The sequence below is a fragment of the Paenibacillus hamazuiensis genome, assembly GCF_023276405.1.
Classification (GTDB): Bacteria; Bacillota; Bacilli; order Paenibacillales; family NBRC-103111; genus Paenibacillus_AF; species Paenibacillus_AF hamazuiensis.
Genome location: NZ_JALRMO010000001.1, coordinates 6005978 through 6029796, shown reverse-complemented (window position 1 = coordinate 6029796; position 23819 = coordinate 6005978). Strand labels below are relative to the sequence as shown.

The 23819-nt window shown below is 47.4% G+C and carries 18 protein-coding genes; 16 read left to right on the top strand and 2 right to left on the bottom strand.

Annotation, left to right across the window (positions count from 1 at the left end):
* Positions 1–9 precede the first annotated feature (9 nt).
* The 7 genes from MYS68_RS26115 (at position 10) to MYS68_RS26085 (ending at position 6840) form a co-directional block, all read left to right on the top strand.
* A complete protein-coding gene (locus tag MYS68_RS26115) occupies positions 10–429 on the top strand; it encodes a hypothetical protein (RefSeq protein ID WP_248928655.1) in 420 nt (139 codons plus the stop codon).
* A 1-nt stretch (position 430) separates the two neighbouring features.
* On the top strand, positions 431–742 hold the full coding sequence (locus MYS68_RS26110; RefSeq protein WP_248928654.1) for a hypothetical protein: 312 nt from the start codon (positions 431–433) through the stop codon (positions 740–742).
* 707 nt (positions 743–1449) lie between these two features.
* A complete protein-coding gene (locus tag MYS68_RS26105) occupies positions 1450–1926 on the top strand; it encodes a DUF1643 domain-containing protein (protein WP_248928653.1) in 477 nt (158 codons plus the stop codon).
* Positions 1927–1943: 17 nt separating this feature from the next.
* A complete protein-coding gene (locus tag MYS68_RS26100; RefSeq protein ID WP_248928652.1) occupies positions 1944–3248 on the top strand; it encodes a DUF4139 domain-containing protein in 1305 nt (434 codons plus the stop codon).
* A gap of 14 nt (positions 3249–3262) precedes the next feature.
* The gene (locus MYS68_RS26095; protein ID WP_338043618.1) at positions 3263–4315 is read left to right on the top strand and encodes an SIR2 family NAD-dependent protein deacylase; all 1053 of its coding nucleotides are present in this window, start codon (positions 3263–3265) and stop codon (positions 4313–4315) included.
* A 549-nt stretch (positions 4316–4864) separates the two neighbouring features.
* Positions 4865–5830, top strand: coding sequence for a helix-turn-helix transcriptional regulator (locus tag MYS68_RS26090; RefSeq protein WP_248928651.1), 966 nt, complete (start codon positions 4865–4867; stop codon positions 5828–5830).
* A gap of 644 nt (positions 5831–6474) precedes the next feature.
* On the top strand, positions 6475–6840 hold the full coding sequence (locus MYS68_RS26085; protein ID WP_248928650.1) for a PD-(D/E)XK nuclease family protein: 366 nt from the start codon (positions 6475–6477) through the stop codon (positions 6838–6840).
* Positions 6841–7213: 373 nt separating this feature from the next.
* Here MYS68_RS26085 and MYS68_RS26080 read toward each other — a convergent pair whose 3' ends face one another.
* Positions 7214–8569 (bottom strand): IS4 family transposase, encoded by a 1356-nt coding sequence (locus tag MYS68_RS26080; protein ID WP_248928649.1) that lies wholly within the window; start codon positions 8567–8569, stop codon positions 7214–7216.
* Here MYS68_RS26080 and MYS68_RS26075 point away from each other — a divergent pair.
* The 7 genes from MYS68_RS26075 to MYS68_RS26045 all read left to right on the top strand — a co-directional run bounded on the left by MYS68_RS26075 (position 8568) and on the right by MYS68_RS26045 (position 21535).
* Positions 8568–10070: a class I SAM-dependent DNA methyltransferase gene (locus MYS68_RS26075; protein ID WP_248928648.1), complete on the top strand. Its 1503-nt coding sequence runs from the start codon at positions 8568–8570 to the stop codon at positions 10068–10070. The genes MYS68_RS26080 and MYS68_RS26075 overlap by 2 nt on opposite strands.
* A complete protein-coding gene (locus MYS68_RS38940; RefSeq protein WP_248928647.1) occupies positions 10067–11287 on the top strand; it encodes a restriction endonuclease subunit S in 1221 nt (406 codons plus the stop codon). The genes MYS68_RS26075 and MYS68_RS38940 overlap by 4 nt, the downstream gene beginning before the upstream one ends.
* Positions 11288–14656: a DEAD/DEAH box helicase family protein gene (locus tag MYS68_RS26065; protein WP_248928646.1), complete on the top strand. Its 3369-nt coding sequence runs from the start codon at positions 11288–11290 to the stop codon at positions 14654–14656.
* A 678-nt stretch (positions 14657–15334) separates the two neighbouring features.
* Entirely contained in the window at positions 15335–16660 is a 1326-nt protein-coding gene (gene ltrA / locus MYS68_RS26060; RefSeq protein WP_248924450.1) for a group II intron reverse transcriptase/maturase, read from the top strand.
* Positions 16661–16832: 172 nt separating this feature from the next.
* Complete coding sequence (locus MYS68_RS26055; protein ID WP_248928645.1) at positions 16833–17789, top strand: 3'-5' exoribonuclease YhaM family protein; 957 nt, start codon at positions 16833–16835, stop codon at positions 17787–17789.
* Between the two features lie 20 nt (positions 17790–17809).
* Positions 17810–19972: an McrB family protein gene (locus MYS68_RS26050; protein WP_248928644.1), complete on the top strand. Its 2163-nt coding sequence runs from the start codon at positions 17810–17812 to the stop codon at positions 19970–19972.
* Between the two features lie 18 nt (positions 19973–19990).
* Positions 19991–21535 carry a DUF2357 domain-containing protein gene (locus tag MYS68_RS26045; RefSeq protein ID WP_248928643.1) on the top strand — a complete coding sequence of 515 codons (1545 nt, stop codon included), beginning with the start codon at positions 19991–19993 and terminating at the stop codon, positions 21533–21535.
* Between the two features lie 40 nt (positions 21536–21575).
* Here the strand turns inward: MYS68_RS26045 and MYS68_RS26040 are convergent, their stop codons facing one another.
* Entirely contained in the window at positions 21576–22235 is a 660-nt protein-coding gene (locus tag MYS68_RS26040; RefSeq protein ID WP_248928642.1) for a 3'-5' exonuclease, read from the bottom strand.
* 414 nt (positions 22236–22649) lie between these two features.
* On the opposite strand from MYS68_RS26040, the gene MYS68_RS26035 reads away from it, so the two are divergent.
* Positions 22650–23447: a hypothetical protein gene (locus MYS68_RS26035; RefSeq protein ID WP_248928641.1), complete on the top strand. Its 798-nt coding sequence runs from the start codon at positions 22650–22652 to the stop codon at positions 23445–23447.
* 130 nt (positions 23448–23577) lie between these two features.
* Positions 23578–23793, top strand: a complete 216-nt coding sequence (locus MYS68_RS26030) for a hypothetical protein (RefSeq protein WP_248928640.1) — start codon at positions 23578–23580, stop codon at positions 23791–23793.
* Positions 23794–23819 lie beyond the last annotated feature (26 nt).

The window sequence follows — 23819 nt, the reverse complement described above, 5'->3', positions numbered from 1 at the left end:
AGCGAGAACATGGCAGATCATACAAATATAACCCGGCATCAACCTGAAGTCGAGGTCATTATGCCCGATAAGAGCAAGCAGTCGGGACTTGACCTGGACTCCTTAAAGCAAGAGGCGTTGAAACATCTAGTCGGTAAAATCCCCGATGCGATCTCCACCATCGAGCATATCGCCAGAACCTACTCGGATACGAAAAACTCGATCGCACTGCTCGAAAAGGAAGGCTACAAGATGCTGCTGGAGGCGGACGCTTATGTAAAAAAAGCGCAGGAAGACCGTCTCTCGGACAAGCAGCGGGGAGATTTGATTATTCAAGTGATGGAAAAAGCGAATGAAATTTTGACCAACGCCAATGTGCCGGAGGCGGCCAAGGGAATGTACGCGGCTAATCTCCATGTTTGGATGACGGCCCTGATCTCCAAGATTTAATATGTGGGACGGCATTATTGACGGTATCCTTGAAGCCATAAAGCTGGGCGCGATCGAGAAGTTCCAAGAAAGCCGAGACAAGGCTCTTCGGCAGCTGCATCATACGCAGACCCAGGCGTCTCGGGACAAAATCTCCGAAGTTATCCGGCAGATCAAGGAAATTGACCGCATCATCCAGAAGGTTCATTTTAAATGCAAACTGATGAAGTTAACGGAAGAGCAGCAAAAGCTGATCGCGGGCGAAGTGGTACGCAAATTCGAAGAGCGAAGAGCCGAGCTTGTCATCGAAAAGGCGAGATTGACCCGCAGTTAGTTTCCACTGGGGTGGGGGCAAGGCGAGGCGTTCAATGCTGTCAGATTAATGCGTTCGCATGGATCGCGGTCCGAAATTGGACAGACCGGGGCTGCTAGTATAAGCAGCTTATTATAATAGCGGAACCCACGTTCGCTATCTTGGGGGAAACGGGCACCTTTGGAAAAATAGAGGAACTGAGATGCGCTAAATCGGCGGAAAATGGCGTTTGTACCGGGCGAACAGGCAAATAGATCACCTGAGTTCCGCTAATTTTCCCAAATATCCGAAATGGACCGATTTAGCGAATCATAGTTCCGCTATGGTCCCGCTTAACCTGACAGCATTGGCCAAACGTATACCTACGGACTTAAACATACGAGTCATGTAGGTATTTTTTTATCTAAAATGTCACTTGTGTTTATTACGGCTGTAAGGATTCGCGAAACGGTACCTGTAAGAGGGGAGGTTGTTGCTAGATTTTTGCGAAATGCTTGTGTATTCATATAATTGAGTTAAACCATGTTGGATTCGTGAGGATAATAGCGTGAACTTTAATGTGACGCACTATGCAGTTATTGGTTCACCGGATAACGATGTACAACGGGAAAAGGATAACAAATAAGAATCGAATGGAAAAGTATGAGTCGTAGAAGTGATTCAGTATCCTGCCGCTTTGTGGGGGGCATATGGGTGTAGAAAACAGTACAATGGGAGGAGACGTCATCTTGAAACGAGAGGCCATCTTAAAGGGCGAGTATCGATATCGACTCGCAAGGGAATGGGAAGAAGGAAAACCTCGGATTGTATGGGTTATGTTGAACCCATCTACAGCTGATCATCTCACGGACGACAATACCATATCAAAGTGTATTACTTATTCCAAACGCTGGGGATTCGGGAGTTTGGAGGTCGTTAACTTGTTTGCATATCGCAGCACAGACCCTAAGAATTTACATCTGTGCGATAATCCGGTTGGAGACGACAATGACTCTTACATTCTGGAATCTATTCGGGATACTCCCATGGTAATTGCAGCCTGGGGAGAACATGGACGGATCCGAAACAGAGGCAAACAGGTCCTGGAGCTGATTCGCAGTGCTGGAGTGAAAGTATACGCGCTTAAAAAGCTGAAGAACGGGGAACCCGGACATCCGCTGTACTTAAGCAATAACGTCCAGCCTGTTTTATTCGGCGATCTATAATAAAACGGAGGTACCGCATGAAGCCATATTTCTCCACCCGGGAAGAAGAGCTGGAATTAGCAATCACGGTCTATAATGGCCACTTTGGTGCCATAAGGCAAAAACGCTCCTTAAATATGGAGCCGGATACGGAATGCATTTACTTTTTGGATGTCGCGGAAAAAATGGATACGGATTCGTTATTAATTCAAGGGCTCCGCATCCATGAAATGAACTATGAATACGATCTCGTAAATAAAGAAAAGTTGCTTGGTAAATACGTAGGCCGACATGTGAAGCTAAAGGGTCAAGATGGGAATATGAAAGAATGTCGGTTGCTTAGCGCGGACCACGGATTGATCTTAGAAAACATAGAAACCAAAGAGATTTATCTAGACCCTAAAGATGAGCTCGTTTTGCCCGAACTGCCTGAAGGGTTATTGATTAAGCCGGCGTTGGCATGGAAGATACCACGGCAACATTCGGATTGTATTGAGGTATCTTATTTAACAGAAGGCCTTGATTGGGTTACAAACTATGTTGTTGAACTGAGGCAAGACCACTGCGATCTAACCGGTTGGGTGAGAATCGACAATCAAACCGGCACGACATTCTCGAACGCCAAATTAAAAGTCATTGCCGGGGACGTTCAGCGAATCCGGCCAGAGCCTCCTCTGTATGTGCAGAAAAGGGAGAATGTCGTATACTCGACAGCAGATGCCAATTTTGTGGAAAAGGAATTTGCCGATTATCACATATATACACTCGATCAAAGCGTTACGTTAAAGCAAAATCAAACCAAACAAATTCCGTTATTCCAAGCTCAAAACGTTCCTTGTAAAGTTTATTACGATTGTCGCTCAAGTCGAACAAAAGCCAGAATCATATTGGAATTCATGAATGCAAATCATATGCAACTCGGCAGACCTTTACCCAAAGGACTCATTAAAGTTTATCAGCGAGACGAACAAGATGGGGCGCTGGAGTTCATCGGCGAAGACGAACTTAACCACACTGCAAAAAATGAAACCGTGAGGCTGCACCTTGGGGATGCGTTTGATATTCGATGCGAGCATGTATTGAGAGACCGCAAAAAGAAGTGGGGAATGACTATAGAGTCTCACGAAATTTTCCTTTCAAACCAGAAAAGTACGGCAGCAGAGATCCATGTAACCCACTGGATCCCTCATCGTCATTTTCAATTATTGAATCCAAGTCATCCGTTATCATCGGATTCAACCGCACAAGAACTTTGTTTCCATGTTACGATATCGGCCGAAAGTGAAATTAAGCTGATCTTCGATATTGAAGTCGATGAGACGACGCATATCAAATTGAATTAAGAGGGGGATGCCCCATGAGTGAACTGTTATTAACAATCGCCTCTGAGGGCGGGACGATTTCTTTGTACGGGGAACGGACCGAACGGTCATGGCTCTTTACGAAGGAAACGAATGAAAGTGCTTTAGCTGATTTTTTGCATGAGGAAGACAGGGATTTACTTGTGAATCTGAATCGAACGCAGCGGCGGGAATCACCGGACTTAAAAGAGGGATTGGGATGGCTCAGCACTTCCTGGTTTCGGCTTACACCGGTTTATGTCCATCCGGCGTTTGCCATGGATATCTGGAAGGAACTGCAGCGATATCATCCGGGTCAATATTCCCAAGAGAGATGGCACGATGCTTGTTTTTCCGAGAACCCGTTTTATACTGCAGCTTGCTGGATTAAAGAAGCGAAACGAGCAGTTATCTTGACCGGAGCGGGCTGTTCCGTCGATGCAGGAGTTCCGGATTTTCGCTCGCAACATGGATGGTGGCGTCAGATTGACCCGACTATGGTTGCTACAGTAGAAGCCCTTCAACGTGATTATGAATTATTCCATGCTTTTTACACGCATCGGTTGGAATCTTTGAAGGGTGTCCGTCCGCATGCGGGACATGATGTGATCAGCGCATGGGAGCGAAAAGGACTTCTGCAATTGCTGGCCACCCAGAACGTCGACGGCCTTCATCAAATGGCGGGGAATCAGCTGGTGGAAGAGCTTCATGGCTCCATCCGATCCATCCGTTGTGCGAAATGTTCCAAGGCTTCAACCGTAGAAGCTTTCATGGAACAAGCAGCTTGTGAATGCGGAGGAAGGCTGCGTCCCGGCGTCGTCCTGTTCGGGGAGACTTTGCCGGAAAAAGCTTGGGGCCGAACTCTTCATGCGATTCAAGCTGCCGACCTTGTTATAGTCATCGGAACGAGTCTGCAGGTATACCCGGTAAATCAGTTGCCGGGACTGACAATGGGTAAGAAAGTGCTGATCAATTTGGAGAAGACGGGATTTGAAAACGAATTCGATCTATATATTCGTGGACGAGCTTTGAAAGTATTACCGAACATAAACCAGATGCTGGATGATTAAACAATAAACATTGATTTTCACCACTATATTGCAAACAAGCGTTCCGTGACAGGGTGTTGTCAAATGTTTCCGCTATTATAAAGGTAAAACTAATAATTGCGGAGGTATTCATGGCCCATAATCGTAAGATACAACTCGACGTAAGAAAAGTGGTAGAACAATTACGTCTTGGCAGCTCGTTTCTTTTAGAAGTAAATGTGCCAAAAGCAGATGATACTGGGGGGACGTCTACGGAGCCTGTTAAGAGGTGAAGGTAGAATGCTCTTATGAAAAATATCCCTACTGCCGATCTTCCGGAAGGTCCTCAACGAACGTAAAAGGGACGTGCGTGCTGCACATCCCTTTTTTTCGTTTTTTTGTTCAAACAAACGTTCGCTGACAATCCGTTGTCGTTTTTGGTAGGTATAATAGACCCCGAGCCCGAGTTTTCAGAGGGAGAAGAGTGAGGTGTCGAATGGATAAAAAGGAATATTTAAACACCTGATGCAGGATTTGAGCGGTTTTTGTCGAAATTAGTAAGACAAAACCGACGTTGGAAGGAGTCAGACTATGACGGAAAGACTAATCCGGCTGCTACGCATCATCATGCTTATTCAGGGAAAACCGGGCATTACGGGCCGCGAGCTCGCAGAACGCTGCGAAACGACGGATAGGACGATCTATCGGGATCTCGAACTGCTTAGTGCTTTTGTCCCTTTAACGAATTTAGGTCATGGGAAGGGGTATACCTTCGTCGGCAGTTTCTCCATGTATCCGCTTAATTTTACCGAGCAGGAAGCGCTTGTTTTTTCGATGCTGCCTTCGGTGATCGATCAAGTGAAGCCGCTCTTGCCGCCCGGCTTTGATTCGGCCTATGAGAAAGTCATGGCTACCCATCATAAAGAAAAAAGTCGGCGTGCCGATGTGCTGCAGCAAGTGACGGATATCATCCAGCTCGGAACGCCGTTTGGCCGGGATGAAGAAAGCCCGAACTACCTGTATCCGATTATTCAGGCTATCTTGCAGCAAAATACGCTCAGAGCCGTCTACCATACACAGAGCCGAAATAAACAGACGGAACGCCTGATCGATCCGTATTACCTTATTCCCCGCGAGCAGCGCTTCTATTTAATCGGCTATTGCCATCAGGCGAAAGACATTCGCACTTTCCGGGTCAGCCGGTTTCGCGATGTCGGGATCACAGACCAGAAGTTCGACAAGGACGGGTTCAGTATCCGCCAGTACATGAAACATACGTTTTCGATCGAGCGGGGCAACGGCAAGCTGATTCGGTTTAAGGTACGATTCTCGCCGCAAGTAGCCCGATATATTAAAGAAGAAGAGTGGTTCGTTGAGCCCAAAATGAAGGACACTGCGGACGGCGGTCTTTTGTTCGAGGTTACGCTGAACCATGACCGTGAATTTCTGATGTGGGTGAACTCTTACGGGCCGGAAGCGGAAATCCTCGAGCCGGTCTCTTACCGGGACAAGATGCGGGAGCAATTGGAACGATGGCAGGAGATGTACCGTACATAAAAATACGAAAAAGGAACGCTAACGCTGGCAGCCGAAGGTTCCTTTTTTGCTTGGGAGATGGTGCAATGACTCGGCGATTAACTCATCTTCAGGAACTGATTCGAGCGTATCCGCTTCGCAAAAAAATTGTGGTCACTCGAAGCCTGGCGGCAGGCATTGGTTCGTTCGGACGAGCTTACGTCGGATTAGTTTGAAAATGCTGCTAAAGGCGAATATGTACGCAGCCTTATGGAGCGATACGAGAGGTATTTGGCCGAGCACGGTCTCGTTGATTCGCCGGAGCTTCGTCGGTATGTGGAACCGGATCCTCAAACGCAGACGATGTACATCGTTGATCAGCATTTGCAGCTATCGGCGGCAGAGCGGCAGATGCTGCAGAAGATTACGGGAGGACGAATGGTGCCGCTGGAATCCGATGCTCCGTTTACTTCCGAGGAATCGGGACTGGAGGCGATGGACATGGAGTTTTTCCATGCTTTAGGTCCGGTGGCTGGGACGAGAAAGCGGAGAGGGAGCGCACTTACCAGCATGCGGAACATGATCGGCTGGATTACGTCGCCGTCACCCGCGCGAAGCAACTGCTCGTCGTCAGCCGATATGCGGACAAGCCCGCGATCGATCCGTGGGGCCGGCTCGCCGATTCGTTGCAGCGGCAGCCGGAGCTTGAGGAAGCGGCGGCAGCCCCGAGGCGCTGGCATCGGCGCCGGATGTGGCGGCATCGCTGGCTCCGTGAAACGGTTAACACCGAGGAGATGGTTTGGAGTTCAGAAGTCAAAGAGCCTCCCACCCTGATGAAAGGCGTGATCGACCTGGTGTTCGAGGAAGAGGACGGCTGGGTAATCGCCGATTTTAAAACGGATCTGTTCGAGGAGCAGCATTTCGAGGCGTTCGTGCGGTATTATGCACCGCAGGTTCGGGCCTATGCGGAGAAGTGGGAGCGGCTTATGGGGCAGAGGGTGAAGGAGATTGGGCTTTATTTTACGAATCGGGCGGAGTATGTGGGTTGTTAACTTGGAAGGGTCTCGTAGCAGGCCCTATTCCTGCTGGTTGGGTTGGAAATATTTTGTGTCTGGGGGAATTCGGAAGCGGTTCGACAAGAGGAAATATGAGATTTTGTGTCGAATTATAATACCAAGATACTAAGAAACTATGTGTTATAGTGATGGGAACAAATGTTTTCTGACATCACTGCGACATATGGGTATGTTAACTTTATATAGAAGTCGGATCGGCGGAAGTATCTACAAATTAGTTGCAAAAGGAGATTATCATGATTACAGGCGAGTTAAGACAAAAAGTAGATCGGATATGGGAGACATTTTGGACCGGCGGCATAACCAACCCGTTAAGCGTAATCGAACAGTTTACATATTTGTTATTTACTCAACTTTCGCAGCTAAGATCAGTCAGTAAACCCTTGATATAGTTGGGCAAACCAGCAATCCATTGTTGGACTTGACAAATAAGTGCAGACCTCTCCCTTTTCGTCTTGGTTTTGGTCAACTCCAAGAAGAACACCACGATTTGTTGTAGCGCCGATTTGAAGTCAAGTTCCCGAACTTCGTCTGCAAATAGGAAGAAGAGACCTCCAAGTGAACGAGCATCCTGATTCGCACGACGTTCCCATTCTAATAACAAGTAACGACTGAACACAATCGTCGTATGGCAAATCAGCGAATCGAACGATCTGCCTTGGAACTCCGTCCCAAGCTTCAAATGGGATTTAGTGAATTTAAAGAAGGTTTCTATGCTCCACCGCATTCCGTAAATCCTCACGATTTCCGTGTCGCTCAGTTCGGTATCGGTGCTCAAGATAACAAGCCATTCCCTACGACAGTTACGGTTTTGCACAAATACGAGTCGAATTGGCAGTCCACAAGCTGTTTGAACAAGAAACGAGCCGAGTACATCTATTTTGGTCGATCGCGGCAGCCTTTGGTAAAGCTCCTTCAACGTGACGAGGTCTTCACCCAAGACATAGCGCTGCTTCATGTCCTTGATCATCCCGATGACGTGAAGCCCTTCCGACATAAGGCTTCGCAAAAGTGGCGCTTGCGTAAACCAGCTATCCATGAGCACAAAATCAGCAGCAAAACCAGCCCGAATCGCACGTTTGAGTAATTCTACGACCGCATCTGGCTTACGGGTGAATGCTTCCAAGCGACGCTTATATCCTTGAGTCCGCTTCGACAAGTTATCTTTTATTTCACAAAAACGGTTGGTGATCTTAGCGGAACTGAGCATGACAAAATCGATGGGAGCAAAACTGAAGCCATCCGACCAACCCAGCGTGAGCATATTGTAACCGCGGACGAATCGACCTGTCGTATGATCATGAACGCGAGCCAACAGTTCTGCTTTCTTGCTTCGATTTCGCTTCAAAACAGAATCGTCTACGATAAACACGCGAGTACGAGAACTTGAAATGAGAGATTCGAAGCGCCGAACAACCAAGAGACTTAGGCTATGAAGGAATTTACGCCACGCAAAGCCGGAATGGTTAAGAAAACGATAGATGACGTCCTTGCCGGGCACCGAGGAGCGCTCACTCTCTAACAGGCGATACCAATTACGCTGTTGGAAAACAAGCGTGAACAGAAGCTGAAAAACTTCCAGCGCTGGCATACCGAACGACTTGCGAATGCCGGCCTGGCGCAGCAAGTGGCCGATTTTTAAAGTAACAAACAACGATGTAATTCGATGCAAACTCTTTTCAGACAGAGCGTTCTGGTGTACCATGAAGATACGCACCTTTCTGTTTGGAATGGGGATCTGGACAATTTCCATTTTACCAAACGAAAGGTGTTTTTTCTGTCAACTCAAAGAATTAATCGTCCGCAACCCGCACCACATCTGGCTTAGGTTAGATTTTCAAGGTGCGAAAGTTGAGTTATTTATTAAAGGTTTAGATGATGCGGAGACACGCAAGGAAAACGAATTGATGCTGTTGTCTATGCCATTTACCGGTATTTTTCCAAGTGATAAGCAGCATTTGCGTTGGCATCAATTTAAAAATTTTGACCCGCAGCGAATGTATGACGTTGTAGCGAATGAAGTATTTCCATTTATTAAGTCGCTTCATTCGGATAAGGAATCGGCATATGCCAAATATATGGGCGACGCGATTTTTATGATTCCGACGCCGAATATGCTTGTACGCATTATAGAAGGAATCGATACCCTTGACATGAAGGAAAGAGATGCTAAGGGCGACTTGTACGAGTATTTGTTGTCGAAGATTGCTCAGGCTGGAACGAACGGGCAGTTCCGTACGCCAAGACATATTATCGAGATGATGGTCGCTTTGATGAGGCCTAAGCCGGAGGATATCATCTGCGATCCGGCCGCGGGTTCGGCGGGTTTTCTAGTCGCCGCGGGTGAATATTTGCGTAAGCATCATGCCGATCTGTTTCTTGTGCAGGGATTAAGGGAGCATTTTAACAACGATATGTTCCACGGCTTTGATATGGACCGCACGATGCTGCGCATCGGTGCGATGAACATGATGCTCCACGGCGTCGACAATCCAAATATTGAGTACCGCGACTCCTTGAACGAAAATAATACGGACAAAGATAAATATACGCTCATTTTAGCCAATCCGCCGTTTAAAGGATCTCTTGATGCGGATGCGGTGGCGGCCGATCTGCTGCGGGTGACTCGTACGAAGAAAACGGAGCTGCTGTTCCTTGCTTTGTTTCTGCGGATGCTGAAGGTGGGGGGGCGCTGCGCTTCTATCGTGCCAGATGGTGTGTTATTCGGCAACAGCACGGCGCATAAAGACATTCGCAAGGAGATTGTGGATAACCACAAGCTGGAAGCCATTATTTCGATGCCGAGCGGAGTGTTCAAGCCATATGCCGGGGTGTCGACGGCTATCATGATTTTCACGAAAACAGGCGCCGGCGGAACGGATCACGTCTGGTTCTATGATATGAAAGCAGACGGTTATTCGCTTGATGATAAGCGGAATCCGATTGAGGCTAACGATATACCCGACATCATTGAACGATTTAAGAGTTTGGATGCAGAGAAGGAGCGCAAACGTACGGAGCAATCTTTCCTGGTGCCAGTAGAGGATATTCGTAACAATGCTTACGATTTAAGTATCAATCGGTATAAGGAAACTGAATACGAGGAAGTTCAGTTTGAGGATCCTAGGGAGATTCTCGCTTCGATCAAGCAATTGGAGGAAGAGATCGTTCAGGGGCTAGAGGAACTGGAGGCGTTGTTGGGGTGAGCATCAACAGAGTCAAATTAAAGGAAATTGCGCTGATTTCTGCTGGGTCAACTGCCCCAAAACAAGAATACTTTGATAATGAAGGATACCCATTTATTCGAGTTAGCCACCTCGATGATTTGCTTGCAGGAAAGGATATTAATGATATTCCTAAAATAAACGAGAAGCATGCTATATTTCTTAAATTGAAACTCACAAGAAAAGGAACCCTACTCCTTGCCAAAAGTGGAATGAGCTGTTTAAAAAATCGAGTATATCAATGTTCATCTGATGTATATGTTGTTAATCACTTAGCTACTATTGAGGTTAATGAATCTTTAGCTGATCCAAGTTACATCAGTTATTTTTTAAGGTGGTTCAACGTAAGTAAGTTAATTGTCGATGAGTCTTATCCAAGTATTAGAACCTCCGATATAAGTGAGATTGAGATTGCTTTACCAAACAAAGATCAGCAAAGAAAAATTTCTACAATTTTAAAAAAAGCCGAATCATTAATTGATAATCGGAAAGAAGTAATAGACAAACTTGATGAATTTGTCCATGCCGTATTCTTGGATATTTTCGGTGATCCAGTTGTAAACGACCGTGACTGGCAAAAAGTTAAATTAAGCCATCACATTATAAATATTGAGAGTGGATGGAGCCCCGTTTGTAAAACTAACCAAGCCCACGGAGATGAATGGGGAGTTTTGAAATTAAGCGCAATCACATCGGGGTCGTACATTGCAACTGAGAATAAAGCTATAACAGAAGATACTACCCCAAGATCTGGTTTAGAAGTAAAGAAAGATGATTTATTATTTGTTAGAAAAAATACTCTTGAGCTTGTTGGAACATGTGCTTATGTTTTTGACACACCTCCGAAATTAATGTTGCCCGATACTATCTTCCGATTTATTCTTAAGGAAGATAGTAAGATAAATAAGTTATTTTTGTGGCATTTGTTTAACAATCCCAATTACAAAAAACAAATACAAAAATTAGCTGGTGGTACTGCTGGGTCGATGCCCAATATATCCAAAAGTAAGCTGTTAAGTTTTGAAATAATAAATCCTGACTTTGGCTTACAAGAGAAGTTCTCTAAGATAGTTATTCAGGTTGAACAACAAAAGAGGAAGCAAATGAAATCCCTCCAACAACTAGAAACCAACTTCCAAGCACTTCTTCAAAAAGCCTTCAAAGGCGAATTGACAGCAAAGGAAGGTGTACCGGTCTAGATGAGCGGCGCGCAGCTAACGAACTTCGGTTTTCTCAGTGAAAATAATACCTATGCCAGCTTCGCCAACGCGTGCATAGAGGCAGAGAAAGCGTTGGTCGTCAGTCCGGCGACCTGCGCTATTCTCAGCCGGCGGGCCCTGGAGCTTGCGGTAAAATGGCTGTTTACATACGATAGCGACCTGAAGGTCCCTTATCAAGATAACTTGTCGAGCCTGATTCATGACGTGACTTTTCTTCGCGTCATTGATCAGGCTATACTGCCTCAGCTGAAATACATTACGAAGCTGGGCAATGTTGCCGTGCATTCGAATGCAACGATCAGCCGCGGCGAAGCGATTCTGTCCCTTCGCAACTTGCATAATTTTGTCGGTTGGATCGATTACTGCTATTCGGTTGAATATTCGGCCAGAAGTTTCGATGAGCAGCTTCTGATGGAAGAAAACAAGCAGCAGGAGAAAGTAAGGCCTCAGGAGCTGCAAGATTTGTACGACCGCTTGGGGTCGAAGGACCGCAAGCTGGAAGATTTAGTCAAGGAAAATGAAGAGCTTCGCAAGCAGCTCACTGAACGGCGTGCCCAGAATACGCAGGAATATGATTTTGTTCCGGATGAAATCAGCGAATACGAGACCCGCAAACGTTATATTGATTTGGAGCTGAAGCTGGCCGGATGGACGTTTCAGAAAAATGTGATCGAAGAATTTGAAGTGCAGGGAATGCCTAATGAACAAGGCATCGGGTATGTGGATTACGTGTTGTTCGGCGAGAACGGGAAGCCGCTGGCGGTTGTAGAAGCGAAGCGAACAAGCGCCGATCCGAATATAGGCAAACAACAGGCGAAGCTCTACGCCGATTGTCTGGAGCAGCGGTATGGCCAGCGTCCGGTGATTTATTATACGAACGGATTCCGCACTAACTTTTGGGATGATCAACAATACCCCAGCCGAATTGTATCGGGCTTTGCCAGCCAGGACGAGCTGCAGCTGCTAATTAACCGGCGATCGATACGCAAGCCGCTTCAGGAAGTCCAAATCAACAACAATATCGTGAATCGCCCATACCAGCATGAGGCAGTGCTCTCTGTATGCGATGCGTTAAACAAGGGGCAGCGCACCGCTTTGCTCGTAATGGCGACCGGGAGCGGCAAAACCCGCACCGCCAGTGCGATCGTCGATGTGTTAAGCCGGTATAACTGGGTCAAAAATGTGTTGTTTCTGGCTGATCGCACCACGCTGGTTCGCCAGGCCAAAAACAGCTTCAGCCAACATTTGCCCGACATGACACTGTGCAACCTGCTTGACAGCAAGGACAACCCGGAGACGGCCAGGATCGTGTTCTCGACGTATCCGACCATGATGAATGCGATCGACGAGGCCAAGCGCAAGGACGGCAAAAAGCTGTTCACCGTCGGTCATTTTGACCTGATCATCATTGATGAATCTCATCGAAGCGTCTATAAGAAATATAAGGCGATATTCGATTATTTTGATGCCATCCTTCTGGGCCTTACGGCGACCCCCAAGGACGAGGTCGACAAAAATACGTACGATGTGTTCCATCTGGAAAACGGTGTTCCGACCTTCGCTTATGAGCTGGAACAGGCGGTTAAGGAAGGACATTTGGTCGATTATCGTACAGTTGAAACGACGACCAAGATTATGGATGACGGCATTCGTTATGATGATCTGTCCGAAGAAGAAAAAGAACAGTTTGAAGATGTGTTGCTGGAGGATGAAGAAGAGGAACCGCGGGATATCGACAGTGCGGCGATCAATGAATGGTTATTTAACCGGGACACGATAGACCGGGTGCTTCAGTTTGTCATGGAGCGGGGGCTGAAGGTCGAAGGCGGAGACAAGCTGGGGAAGACGATCGTCTTTGCCAAAAATCACCGCCATGCCGTTGCCATAGTAGAACGATTCGATGCTCTGTATCCGGCGTTGAAAGGCCATTTTGCTCGGGTCATTGATATTAAAACGAATTACTACCAATCATTGATTGACGATTTCTCCATATGGAACAAGCTGCCGCAAATGGCCGTTTCCGTAGATATGCTGGATACCGGAGTCGACATTCCGGAGGTAGTCAATTTGGTCTTTTTCAAAAAAGTACGCTCGAAGTCGAAGTTCTGGCAAATGGTCGGCCGGGGAACGCGGTTATGTAAAGACCTTCACGGCATCGGCGAGGATAAGAAAGAATTCTTGATCTTTGATTTCTGCCGTAATTTCGAATATTTTCGGGCGAATCCGAAAGGAAAAGACGGAGAAGTCGCTCAGACACTGTCAGAGAAGCTGTTTAACGTAAGAACGCAAATTGTCCGCGAACTCCAACAGCTGCGTTATCAGGAACAAGAGTACATCGCTCATCGAACGGACCTGGTGGAAATGTTGAAGGAAAGCGTGAATGCGCTGAATGAAGAGCATTTTCGCATCAGGCAGCACATTGAATATGTTCACAAATACAAAAATGACGCCGCATGGCGCTCGTTAACCGATACGGATATGGGAGATTTGAAGGAGCATATCGCTCCGCTCATCGTTTCCTTAGGCAGCGACGAATTGGCTAAACGATTCGATTATATGATGTTGTTGATTGAACTGGCGAAGCTTCAAGGAACTCAAGCGGTCAGGCCGATCGGTAAAGTGATGGAAACGGCGGAAAAGCTGTCTCAATTGGGAAATGTCCCGCAAATAGTCGCAAGGCGCAATGTCATTGAAAGAGTAATGACCACCGGGTTCTGGGAAGAAGCGGATATTTTCGAACTGGAGAAGGTGCGGGAAGCTTTGCGCGATCTGATCAAGTTCCTGGAGCGGGAAACGCAGCAAATTTATTATACGGATTTTAAGGACGAGTGGCTCGGCGTTGAAGAAGGTCGGGGATTTTACAATACGAATGAGCTGCAAAATTACCGCAAAAAGGTTAACCACTATTTACACACCAACAAGGACGACCAGATCGCCATTTATAAACTGCGCAATAACAAGCCGATCACGAACCAGGACCTACAGATGCTTGAACATATTTTGTGGACGGAGCTCGGAACCAAGGAAGATTATGAGCGAGAATATAAGGACATGCCGATAACCAAGCTGGTGCGAACAGTCGTAGGGCTTGATCCGGAGGCTGCAAATGAAGCGTTTATGGAGTTTCTCGGGGAAAATCGCCTGAATGTCAATCAATTGAGATTTGTTAAACTGATCATCGATTATGTTGTGAAAAATGGAGTCATTGAAAAATCCGTCCTTCTGGAGGAACCGTTCCGTTCGGTCGGCAGTATCACGGAACTATTCAGCCATAATATGGACGATGCACGGTCGATTATCGGTATTATCGATGCCATTAACAAGAATGCAGAGGTTGTCGGGGCGTAGTAAAGGCGGCTGAGAAGCCGCCTCTTTTGTGCGCTTGGCAGCGCATCGTACTAACGGGTGAAAGTCCCGAGCGCACCGCGGGGTGGCGGAAGCGCATAGCCGACTGGTAGTGCTCTGGCCGTAAGGGAGGGTGCGGAGGATCAGAAGGCAAAACCCGGAACAGGCGGCATGAACCATGTTGGCTGGCGAAGCCGGATAACCCTGCAAGAGAAGGGGACGTCCTATACCACCATAGGCTTCGAAAGTTAGGAGGACTGGATTCGGGGGAAAGACGATGACGTGACCCAAGGAGGGCTTATCGTCTTCCGCATAGCGGTAAACTCTTTTCAAGGCTTATAGGGCTAAGACAGAATGATGGATGGTGAGCAGTCATACGAAGGGATAGTAGTGAGAAAGCTTGCCGGAAAAGCCGCAATGGCAAGTGAACCGACACCAACGTTGTCGGTGCAAGCTTAGACCCAAAAGGCAAAGACTTGGTGCGAAGCCCGGAACCGTGGAAGAAAAGCATAACCACCTAGGAAGCCGTCATGTGCCAGACAGAAGCCGGGGAGCCAAGAAGAGCGAAGAGCCGGGGCTGAACAAAAGGGTAGGCCGTCTGGGGCGGAGTACCGAAGGGGAACCGGAAAGGCTGAAAGATTAGCTATACGTCCGGAAACTGAAAGGGAAGGAACACGAGACATGAAGGAAGGAAAAGGAGAGGTAGGCTTTCGTGAGGGAGTAGAAGTCCCGAGAAAACGCAGATGGCACAGCCTCATCGACAAGATATGGGCGATGCCGAACCTTGAGGAGGCATTCCGGGAGGTCAAGCGCAACCGGGGAGCAGCGGGAGTAGACGGAGTGACCATAAAGGTATTCGAGAGTGAACTGGAGCGTAACTTAAGAACGCTTCAGCAGGAGCTGCGGGCGAAGGCATACAAGCCGATGCCGGTCAGGCGCATGTACATTTCCAAGGAAAATGGGGGTCAAAGGCCGCTCGGGATACCCGCAATTCGCGATCGCGTAGTACAGGCGGCGACCCGCCGAATCCTCGAACCGATTTACGAGGCGACATTTATGGAGTGTAGTTTTGGGTTTCGCCCGGGACGCAGTGCACACATGGCGCTGGAGAACATTCGGAAAGATCTCATGGATGGATACGTTTATGTGATCGACGCCGACCTGAAATCGTATTTCGATCTCATTCCACATGACAAGTTGCTTAAGGCCGTCAAGGAAGAAGTGGTGGATGGTAGTGTCCTAAAGCTCATAGAAAGCTTCTTAAAGTCCGGAGTCATGGAGAACGGAAGTTTTCACCTGAACGAGCAAGGAAGTCCACAGGGTGGGGTTATTAGTCCGCTTTTGGCGAATATCTACCTAAACCCGCTGGATAAGCTCATGACTGAACGGAAGCACCGTATAACACGGTACGCCGATGATTTTGTGATCTGCTGCAAATCCCAAAAGGGGGCAGAGAGGGTACTCCAAGGTGTTATTCGTCTACTGGAACAAGAGCTTGGGCTCAAAGTACACCCGGAGAAAACCAAGATCGTGAACAACTTGGAACAGTCCTTTATGTTCCTAGGTCATGAGTTTAAACCGGGATTTTGGGTTACTCCATCCTCGAAAGCCAAACAGAAATTTAAAGAACGCGTGAAAGCAATTACGCGGCGGAACCAAACGGTGAATGTGGAACAGCTGATCCGAAAGAAGTTGAATCCATATTTACGTGGATGGGGTAGCTATTTTGGCTGGGGCAACGTAGGAAGTCTGATGAGAGAGTACGATGCATGGATAAGGAGAAGGCTCCGGATGGTACAGTTGCGGAGCTGGAAAAAGCCGAAGAACTTCTACAGGGCACTAAGAAAGAATAAGTGGAGGGGAGAGCTTCCCAAGATGCGTATGTTCGCATGGAGAAGCTCGCTATCCAAGCCAGCCAGTGTTGCAATGCCAAACGATTGGTTCAGAGAAAGAGGTCTCGTTTTTCTCGTAGACATCTATAATGAACATCATCCCCAGCGGGGATAAGCGCGGAGGAGCCGGATGCGATGACCCGCACGTCCGGTTCTGTGAGAGGCCCATGAATTCATTCATGGGCCTACTCGATTTATTCACTGCCAATTGCGAACACCCGTTCGCTGACGCCCCCAAGTCAGCCACCCGGTGTATAATATACTTATCACCACAGGGGGGAAACCACATGAGCTTATTAAAAAATCTAGCCATCCAAGACGAATTTATCGGCTTTTACTTGCTTAAGGAACTGGAGATCAAACAAACCAACGCAACTCCGCCCAAAGATTACATGGACATTGTCCTCTGCGATGCCAGCGGCCAGCTTCCGGCAAAGCTTTGGGACGTAAGCCCAACCGATAAGGAAACCTTTTTTCCTATGGACTTGGTGAAGGTTCAAGGAATCGTTCAAACGTACCGGGACAAGCCGCAGGTGAAAGTGATACGCATGCGAAAAGCCGCGGCGGAGGACGGCGTATCGTTAACGGACTTTGTCCGTACGGCGCCGATTCGTCCCATTGACCTCGTATATACGATCAAACAGGCTGTGGAGAGCATCCAGGATACGCAGATCAAGATCATCGTTTCGTTTTGCGTCAATAAGGTGGAAGAGAAGCTGCTGCATTATCCCGCTGCTAAAACCCATCATCATGCTTATTGTGCGGGCCTTGCCTATCATATGGTGCGGATGCTGGAAATTGCGGACTTCATTTGCAAGCAGCGGCCGTTCCTCAATGCGGACCTGCTAAGGGCGGGGATCACTCTCCACGATATCGCCAAACCGGAGGAGATGATAGCCCAATTAGGCATCGTATCCGACTATAGTGTGCAGGGAAAGCTGATCGGCCATATTGCGATGGCTTCCAATTGGATCACGGAGGCTGCCCTTGTGAGCGGGATCAATCTGCAATCGGAGCGGGTAACGGCATTGCAGCATCTCGTTTTGTCCCATCACAATCTGGGAGAATGGGGAAGCCCGGTACAGCCTCAGACGGCGGAGGCGGTTGCGCTTCATCATATCGATGCGCTCGATGCCAAGCTGCAAATGGTGGAGGACGCTCTGGATGCTCTCCCTGAAACGGAAAGCTGGACCCCTCTGATTCGAGGTCTCGAAAATAAGCCGATCTATCGGGCGAAGTGGTAAAAAGGAGGATAGCCGGCATCATGATCATCGATTACGAAGTCGCTCAAGCGATATACAATGCGATATATGAAGAAAATTACGAACATGTTACCCTGCAAATTGGCTCAACGGCGATTGAGGTTGATTTCGAAGAGAAATTCGAAGATGAGGAAGGAAATCTGTGGCTAAATTTTCTTCTAACCTATCACGATACGGATCAGACGGAATACAGTCACTATTTCTCCTTGCGTCTTGGGCCGTGGGGTCATAATGGGCTGTCGGACGGGATCTCGTATTATATGAATGGTTTTATCGATAACAGCGTACATCATGAGGTAGGTTTGCACAAAGTGCTGACCGAGCACCGGCTGCGGCACACCCATATTCCCGTTAAATCGACGGTCGTTTTCGCAGCCAGGGATGGGGGGAATGAACAAAGAAAGCAACATGCGCTATCGACGCTGCGAGCCTTGGGGATGGATACGGACAACCGGATGGTCGAAATCGGCATATGGGATGTCGAAGCTGAAGGGTTTGTCGATGGGACGGATGCCTTCGTCACCAATATGCTTATAGTTACGCTGGTAAAAGCACATTACCGCTTGAACTCCTCCCTCGAAATTCCGGGACTGACGGAGCTGGAAAGCATGGAAGATGCCGATGAGGAGGCGGAAATGGGCATGGGATATGGAGAAGCAAGCGGATCGGGCCAAGCATTTCTGGATCATTTTTATGATTTTGTAAGAAGCCGCGGCTTTTACTTCGACAAGGAAATGCTGACCCGGTTTGTGATGTCTTTAAAAAGCAAACCATTTCTGATTTTATCCGGGATTTCGGGCACGGGCAAAACGAAAATCGCGCAGTTGTTCGCCGAGTTTATTTCCGCATCGACTCGCAGGTCGGCCCCGGCGGACAACCTGTTTACTTATATCCTGTATCCTTACAATTTTACATATCAACGAATGATCGTGCCGGTTCGGCTCGCCGAGCATTTGAGTCTGGACGGCTTGGATCAAGGGGTGGAGATCCAGCTCAAGTTTGCCGATCAATCGGAATATGCGCTGATGAAGAGGGAGACGCAAGGCCATCTTAGGCTCGGTTTTCGTAAAACGTTCATGACATGGCTTAGAAATAACTTCGTCCCCGGAGATTCGTTGTTTATTTCCGTGGAAGGGGCCGGGGAAAGCATCCGTTTCTACAAAGAGGCGCCTGAAACGGAAGGAACCGCCGTCTCCCAGGTTGCTTTCATGTCGGTAAGGCCCGATTGGTTGGATCATACCGGGCTGCTCGGGTTTTATAACCCTGTACTGCAAACGTACCAGTCGACGGAGTTTTTAAAGCTTCTGCTGCGGGCGAAGCAGCATCCGGGGCTGCCGTTCTTGCTCATTTTGGATGAGATGAATCTGTCCAAGGTGGAATATTATTTTGCCGATTTCTTAAGCTGCATGGAGAGCAGACGTATATCCGCTAGCGGAGAACTGCTGCAGGAAAAAATCCCGCTGCACGAAGAATGGCAGGAAGAGATTATTATTACCGACGATGACGGAACGATTTACCAGGTGCCGAATCGAATGGAAATTCCGGATAACCTGTACATCATCGGGACGGTCAACGTGGACGAGACGACTTACATGTTCAGCCCGAAGGTGCTGGATCGCGCCCATGTGATCGAGTGCAACGAAATGGATCTGGACGGCTACATCAACATGGGCAGAGGCTCATCGTCAAGCCGTCGGACGACGACCGCCAGTCCTGAAGAGGTAGCATGGTTTACGGCGGATTCGCGGTATCACTTGGGTTTATATAACAAATCGTATCTTCTGCCGGAAAATAAACAATGGCTGGAGGAACTGTTTGATGCTGCCCAGCAGCTTCATCATCTTTTGCTGCAAAACGGCATCTCGTTCGGTTACCGGGTTGTGGACGAGCTGTTTTATTTTATACAAAACGCTTGTTCGGAAGAGCTTCTGGATGAGGCGGATGTACTGGATATCGGAGTGCTGCAGAAGGTGCTGCCCAAGCTGCATGGCAATAGGGCGCAGATGGAGCAGGTTTTAATCGATTTGTTCGCGTGGACCGAGCCGGCCGAAGGAAGCACGCTTGAGTCTTCGGACCTTGACGGACTTTATCCAAGAACGATGAGAAAGATACAACGGATGTACAGGCAGCTGAATCGCACCGGATATTGCAGTTTCATCCAGTAGATGACATGGAGTATCGAGATGAACATATTCTTAAACGGAAAAAAACTGCATGAGCCCGTCTTATATGAACAAACGGCCTACATCCTCGAAGCAAGCGGAGAGAATGACATCCCGTCGGAATTTATTTTGCGCAATTATTCGAGTATTCTAAAGCATTTGCACGGCCGTTTGTATGCATTAAACGTAAAAAATTATGTCGGCACACTGCATCTTCTGGGGCAATCGTTCTCCGTAAAATCGACCAAGTGGGATGAAGAGTATGTACAGCAGCTATGGAGAGCGGTAAGCGAGGAGTTTTCCACGCTTCCGTTCAGTGCTTTCCCGCCCGTGAAGCAGCATGCGGAGAATACGCATCAAGCGGAGACGATCCGATACCAGCAATGGACGCTGGCAAGAGATCGCATCCTCTATGAACAAGAAGCCGTCAGCGCATGGGAGTGGATCGCCAGAGAGCCCCATCAAGCGATGCTGGCGGAATATGAAGCTCTGCCTGTATGGAAAACCAAAACGCTTGGCAGTTCTTCATGGGCGGCGATGACCAGATCCGGAAACCTGGAAAAGCTGTCTTCTCCTCATTCATTCGAACATACGGCGCTGTTCCAAAATCTTAACAGGAACCGGCGTGATCAAGGGACGACGTGGTTTCCGAAGGAAGTTCACGTTGTTAAGAAATATCTTACCTTCGATACGAAAGAGAATCGGTTTATACATATGTTTCTCAAGGAATTGTGGGAGCTGACCGAGTGGATGAATCGGGAGCTACGTCTGAAAATGAACCGCCGTCCGGTTCACCGGCTGGATGACCTGCAAAAAGAAAACGAAGAGCTTCGCAGGTGGCTTCAGACGGCGTTCGAAACCCCTTGGCTGAAGGAAACTCAGATTGCGTACAACATCCCTCAAAACAGCACCGTACTGCAGAGGAGGAGGGGGTATCGGCAATGGTTTTCGTTTTATCAGGAATTCATGCAGGGGGCCCGCTATCCGCTCTCTTCCACTGATTTTAACAGATTATTGGAAACTCGGGACATCTCCAAGATGTTCGAGTATTGGTGTTATTTCCAGGTTTTGCGCGCTATCGAGCAGGTGACAGGCTGCAAGAGATCGAATGATTCCTTCTCCGGTGACAAGGTATGGGGACGATACATGGCGGAAGGATTTCACCTGACGTTCACCTTTGACGGCAAACAAGGCGAGCTTTGGTACAATCGCACGTTCGATCGGCCGGAATCGTATGCCGTGCAGCTGCGCCCCGATATCAGCTTGTACTGGGACGATGCGTGGTATCATTTTGACGCGAAGTATAAGGATTTGGAAGAGAAAGGATTTCTAGCCGAAGATCTGAAAAAGATGCACGCCTATAAGGATGCCATTCAAGGAACGATGGCCGCCATTGCCCTTTATCCTGCGGAACAGGTTCAGATTTCGGAGTTTTATCCCAGTCATGGCGGAAGGCCTAACTGCGGCGTAGGCTCCATCTCTTTGTCGGTGCATGAGGGTAACGAGAAGCTGCTGGGTTTTGTGGCTGGGATTTTACAGGCTAATCATTCGCTATCGTTTATCTAACGGAAAGAAGCGCTGCTTGCTTAGCGCTTCTTTCGCACAATCACATAGCCTGCTCCAGTAACGCGGCAAGCCCGCTGAATGGAGTGAACTTCTCATTGCCGGTGGAGTAGACGAGAGACGTCGTATAGGCAGATTCATAGGCGGCGTTGTTTTTCTCGAAGATCAGTTTAGCAAAAATTAATTTAAACAGCTTCGCGGTATTGAAAGCATCGTCCAAAGCATTGTGATGATTGCCGAAAAAAGGTAAATGCGCCGCTTTCAGAGCTTTCTTCAGCCCCCATCTCTGGCCGTAATCGCCTCCTTGCAGCCGCGTATACATTAATTGAATATCATTGTAATTACAGATCCAGTCGAGCCCCAGGTTATGTTCTCTGCAATGTCGGACAAGCTGGTATTTATCGTCCGGTCCCCATGAGCATAAATAATATGTATCTTCCCCGAGCCATTCCTTAAAAGCCGATGCGGCTTCATGAAACGAGGGGGCGTTGTCCACCTGTTCCTGAGTGATCCCGGTAAATTGCGTCGTAAGAGGCGTGATCGTCCGATGCTGAGATGGTCGCACATGAGTGTGAAACAAATCGATCATGGCGAGCTGTCCGTCTTCTTCAAGAAGCTTGATCGCGCCTATTTCCAGAATGTCGGCATTGTACTGCCTGTTACGAAGAACGGAAAATTCAAGATCAAAAACGATATAATACATCGCGGCGGCACTCCTTTCATCTATTGACCTGCCCCAAGCGTAGCATATCGAGATGACAACTATTTGTCATGGAACGTTTGTTCTGTAGGGCTCCTCCCAGAAAAATATTGGCAAACGTGCGTTCTATGACAACGTAGTGTCAATTTAATAGGCTAATATATGGGTTATAGATAAAGATTTGGTGAAATAGAGGAGGGGAAGATATGGAGAAGCTTGGCGGGAGGAGATATCGAACGGAGTAATTGTTAAAGCCTTTTTATTGGCTTGGAGGATTCGCTCAAATGTTGCCATTGCTTGCATGAAGCGTTTGGAGCAGCTTGAGAAGATTATCGTTAGATAACGAAGTAGAGGGAGAGGATTTGTTTGAGAATTACATGTTTTTATGGGTCCCCTGCGGACATGGGATACATTTATTTGAAACAACAGGAAGACGATTTCGACGATTATGAAAGAGGAAAAAACGAAATTACAGAGTACGTATCTCCGGATCAAATAATTATTCCCTATGTAGAAGATTCAAAAGTAAATTCTTATCTTGATCAAATGACTACTGCCGCGCGCACGTTTAAAGAAGATTATAAAGTTGGTTATAGTACCGAGTACGGAAACGATATGGACGAATATGGATACATTACGGGGATTGAATTAAGGCTGTCTCTTGAAGCATTTATTGATCTTGTTAAAAATCAAGCCTTTAAGGTAATTCGAACAGAATGGAAAAACAAGGAGTATCATCTCATCTCATTCGATCATGAAGATATAGTGTTTAACCCGGAGAATGTCATTTATAAATTGACCGATCAGGAAGATGCTTTTGTAATCGTTAAGCTTGAAGAACCTGAGAAACTTGGACATCATCATCTCGATCAGAAAGATAGATGTCCGATTGCTTTGGTTAAAGGATTGATCTCGGCACGAGGTGATATTTATCCATTGGAATACATGTTACAGCCTAATTTTTATCTCCGGAAAAATTCCTCGTTTTATTTTATCGGAAACGATAACTTTTGCGAAGACGATGCATGGTCAACTTGGAGTGCAATGCCGGAGGAGCAACGAAAGAACATAATCAATAATATCCATTGTGAGCATTGTTCCGATAAGGTACAAATCGTAGAATATACGGTCCATAGTGATCCATACGGTTTATGGATACTTGGAAAATGCACCGCTTGCAGCAATCGCATAGCAGGATTTGTTGAGCGAAATTGATGAGCGGAGATTTGCTCTCTTCCGCGATAATCAAGGGTAAGGAGTGATAAATATATTAAATTTATCCACTATAATGGTCCTGCTTTTCGCCGTATATCTGGGAGTAGGCTTGTTTCTAGCATATCGTTTCTTGACCAAGGAACTGCCGGAAATTTTTGAAGAAGAGATGGATGAGCAGGAAGACGCGGAAGTCATTCGGGCGAGAAACCAGTTGTATGATGCGCTGCACAGTCTGGAAAAAATGATCGGCCACAAAGGATTGGTTATTATTCTATTCATTATCTGGATGTTGTTTTGGCTGCCTATGTGGTTGCGCTTGTTAGTTAATAGGCTAGTCTCTAGATGAACAGTGATTAAAGCGGCGCACCTTTT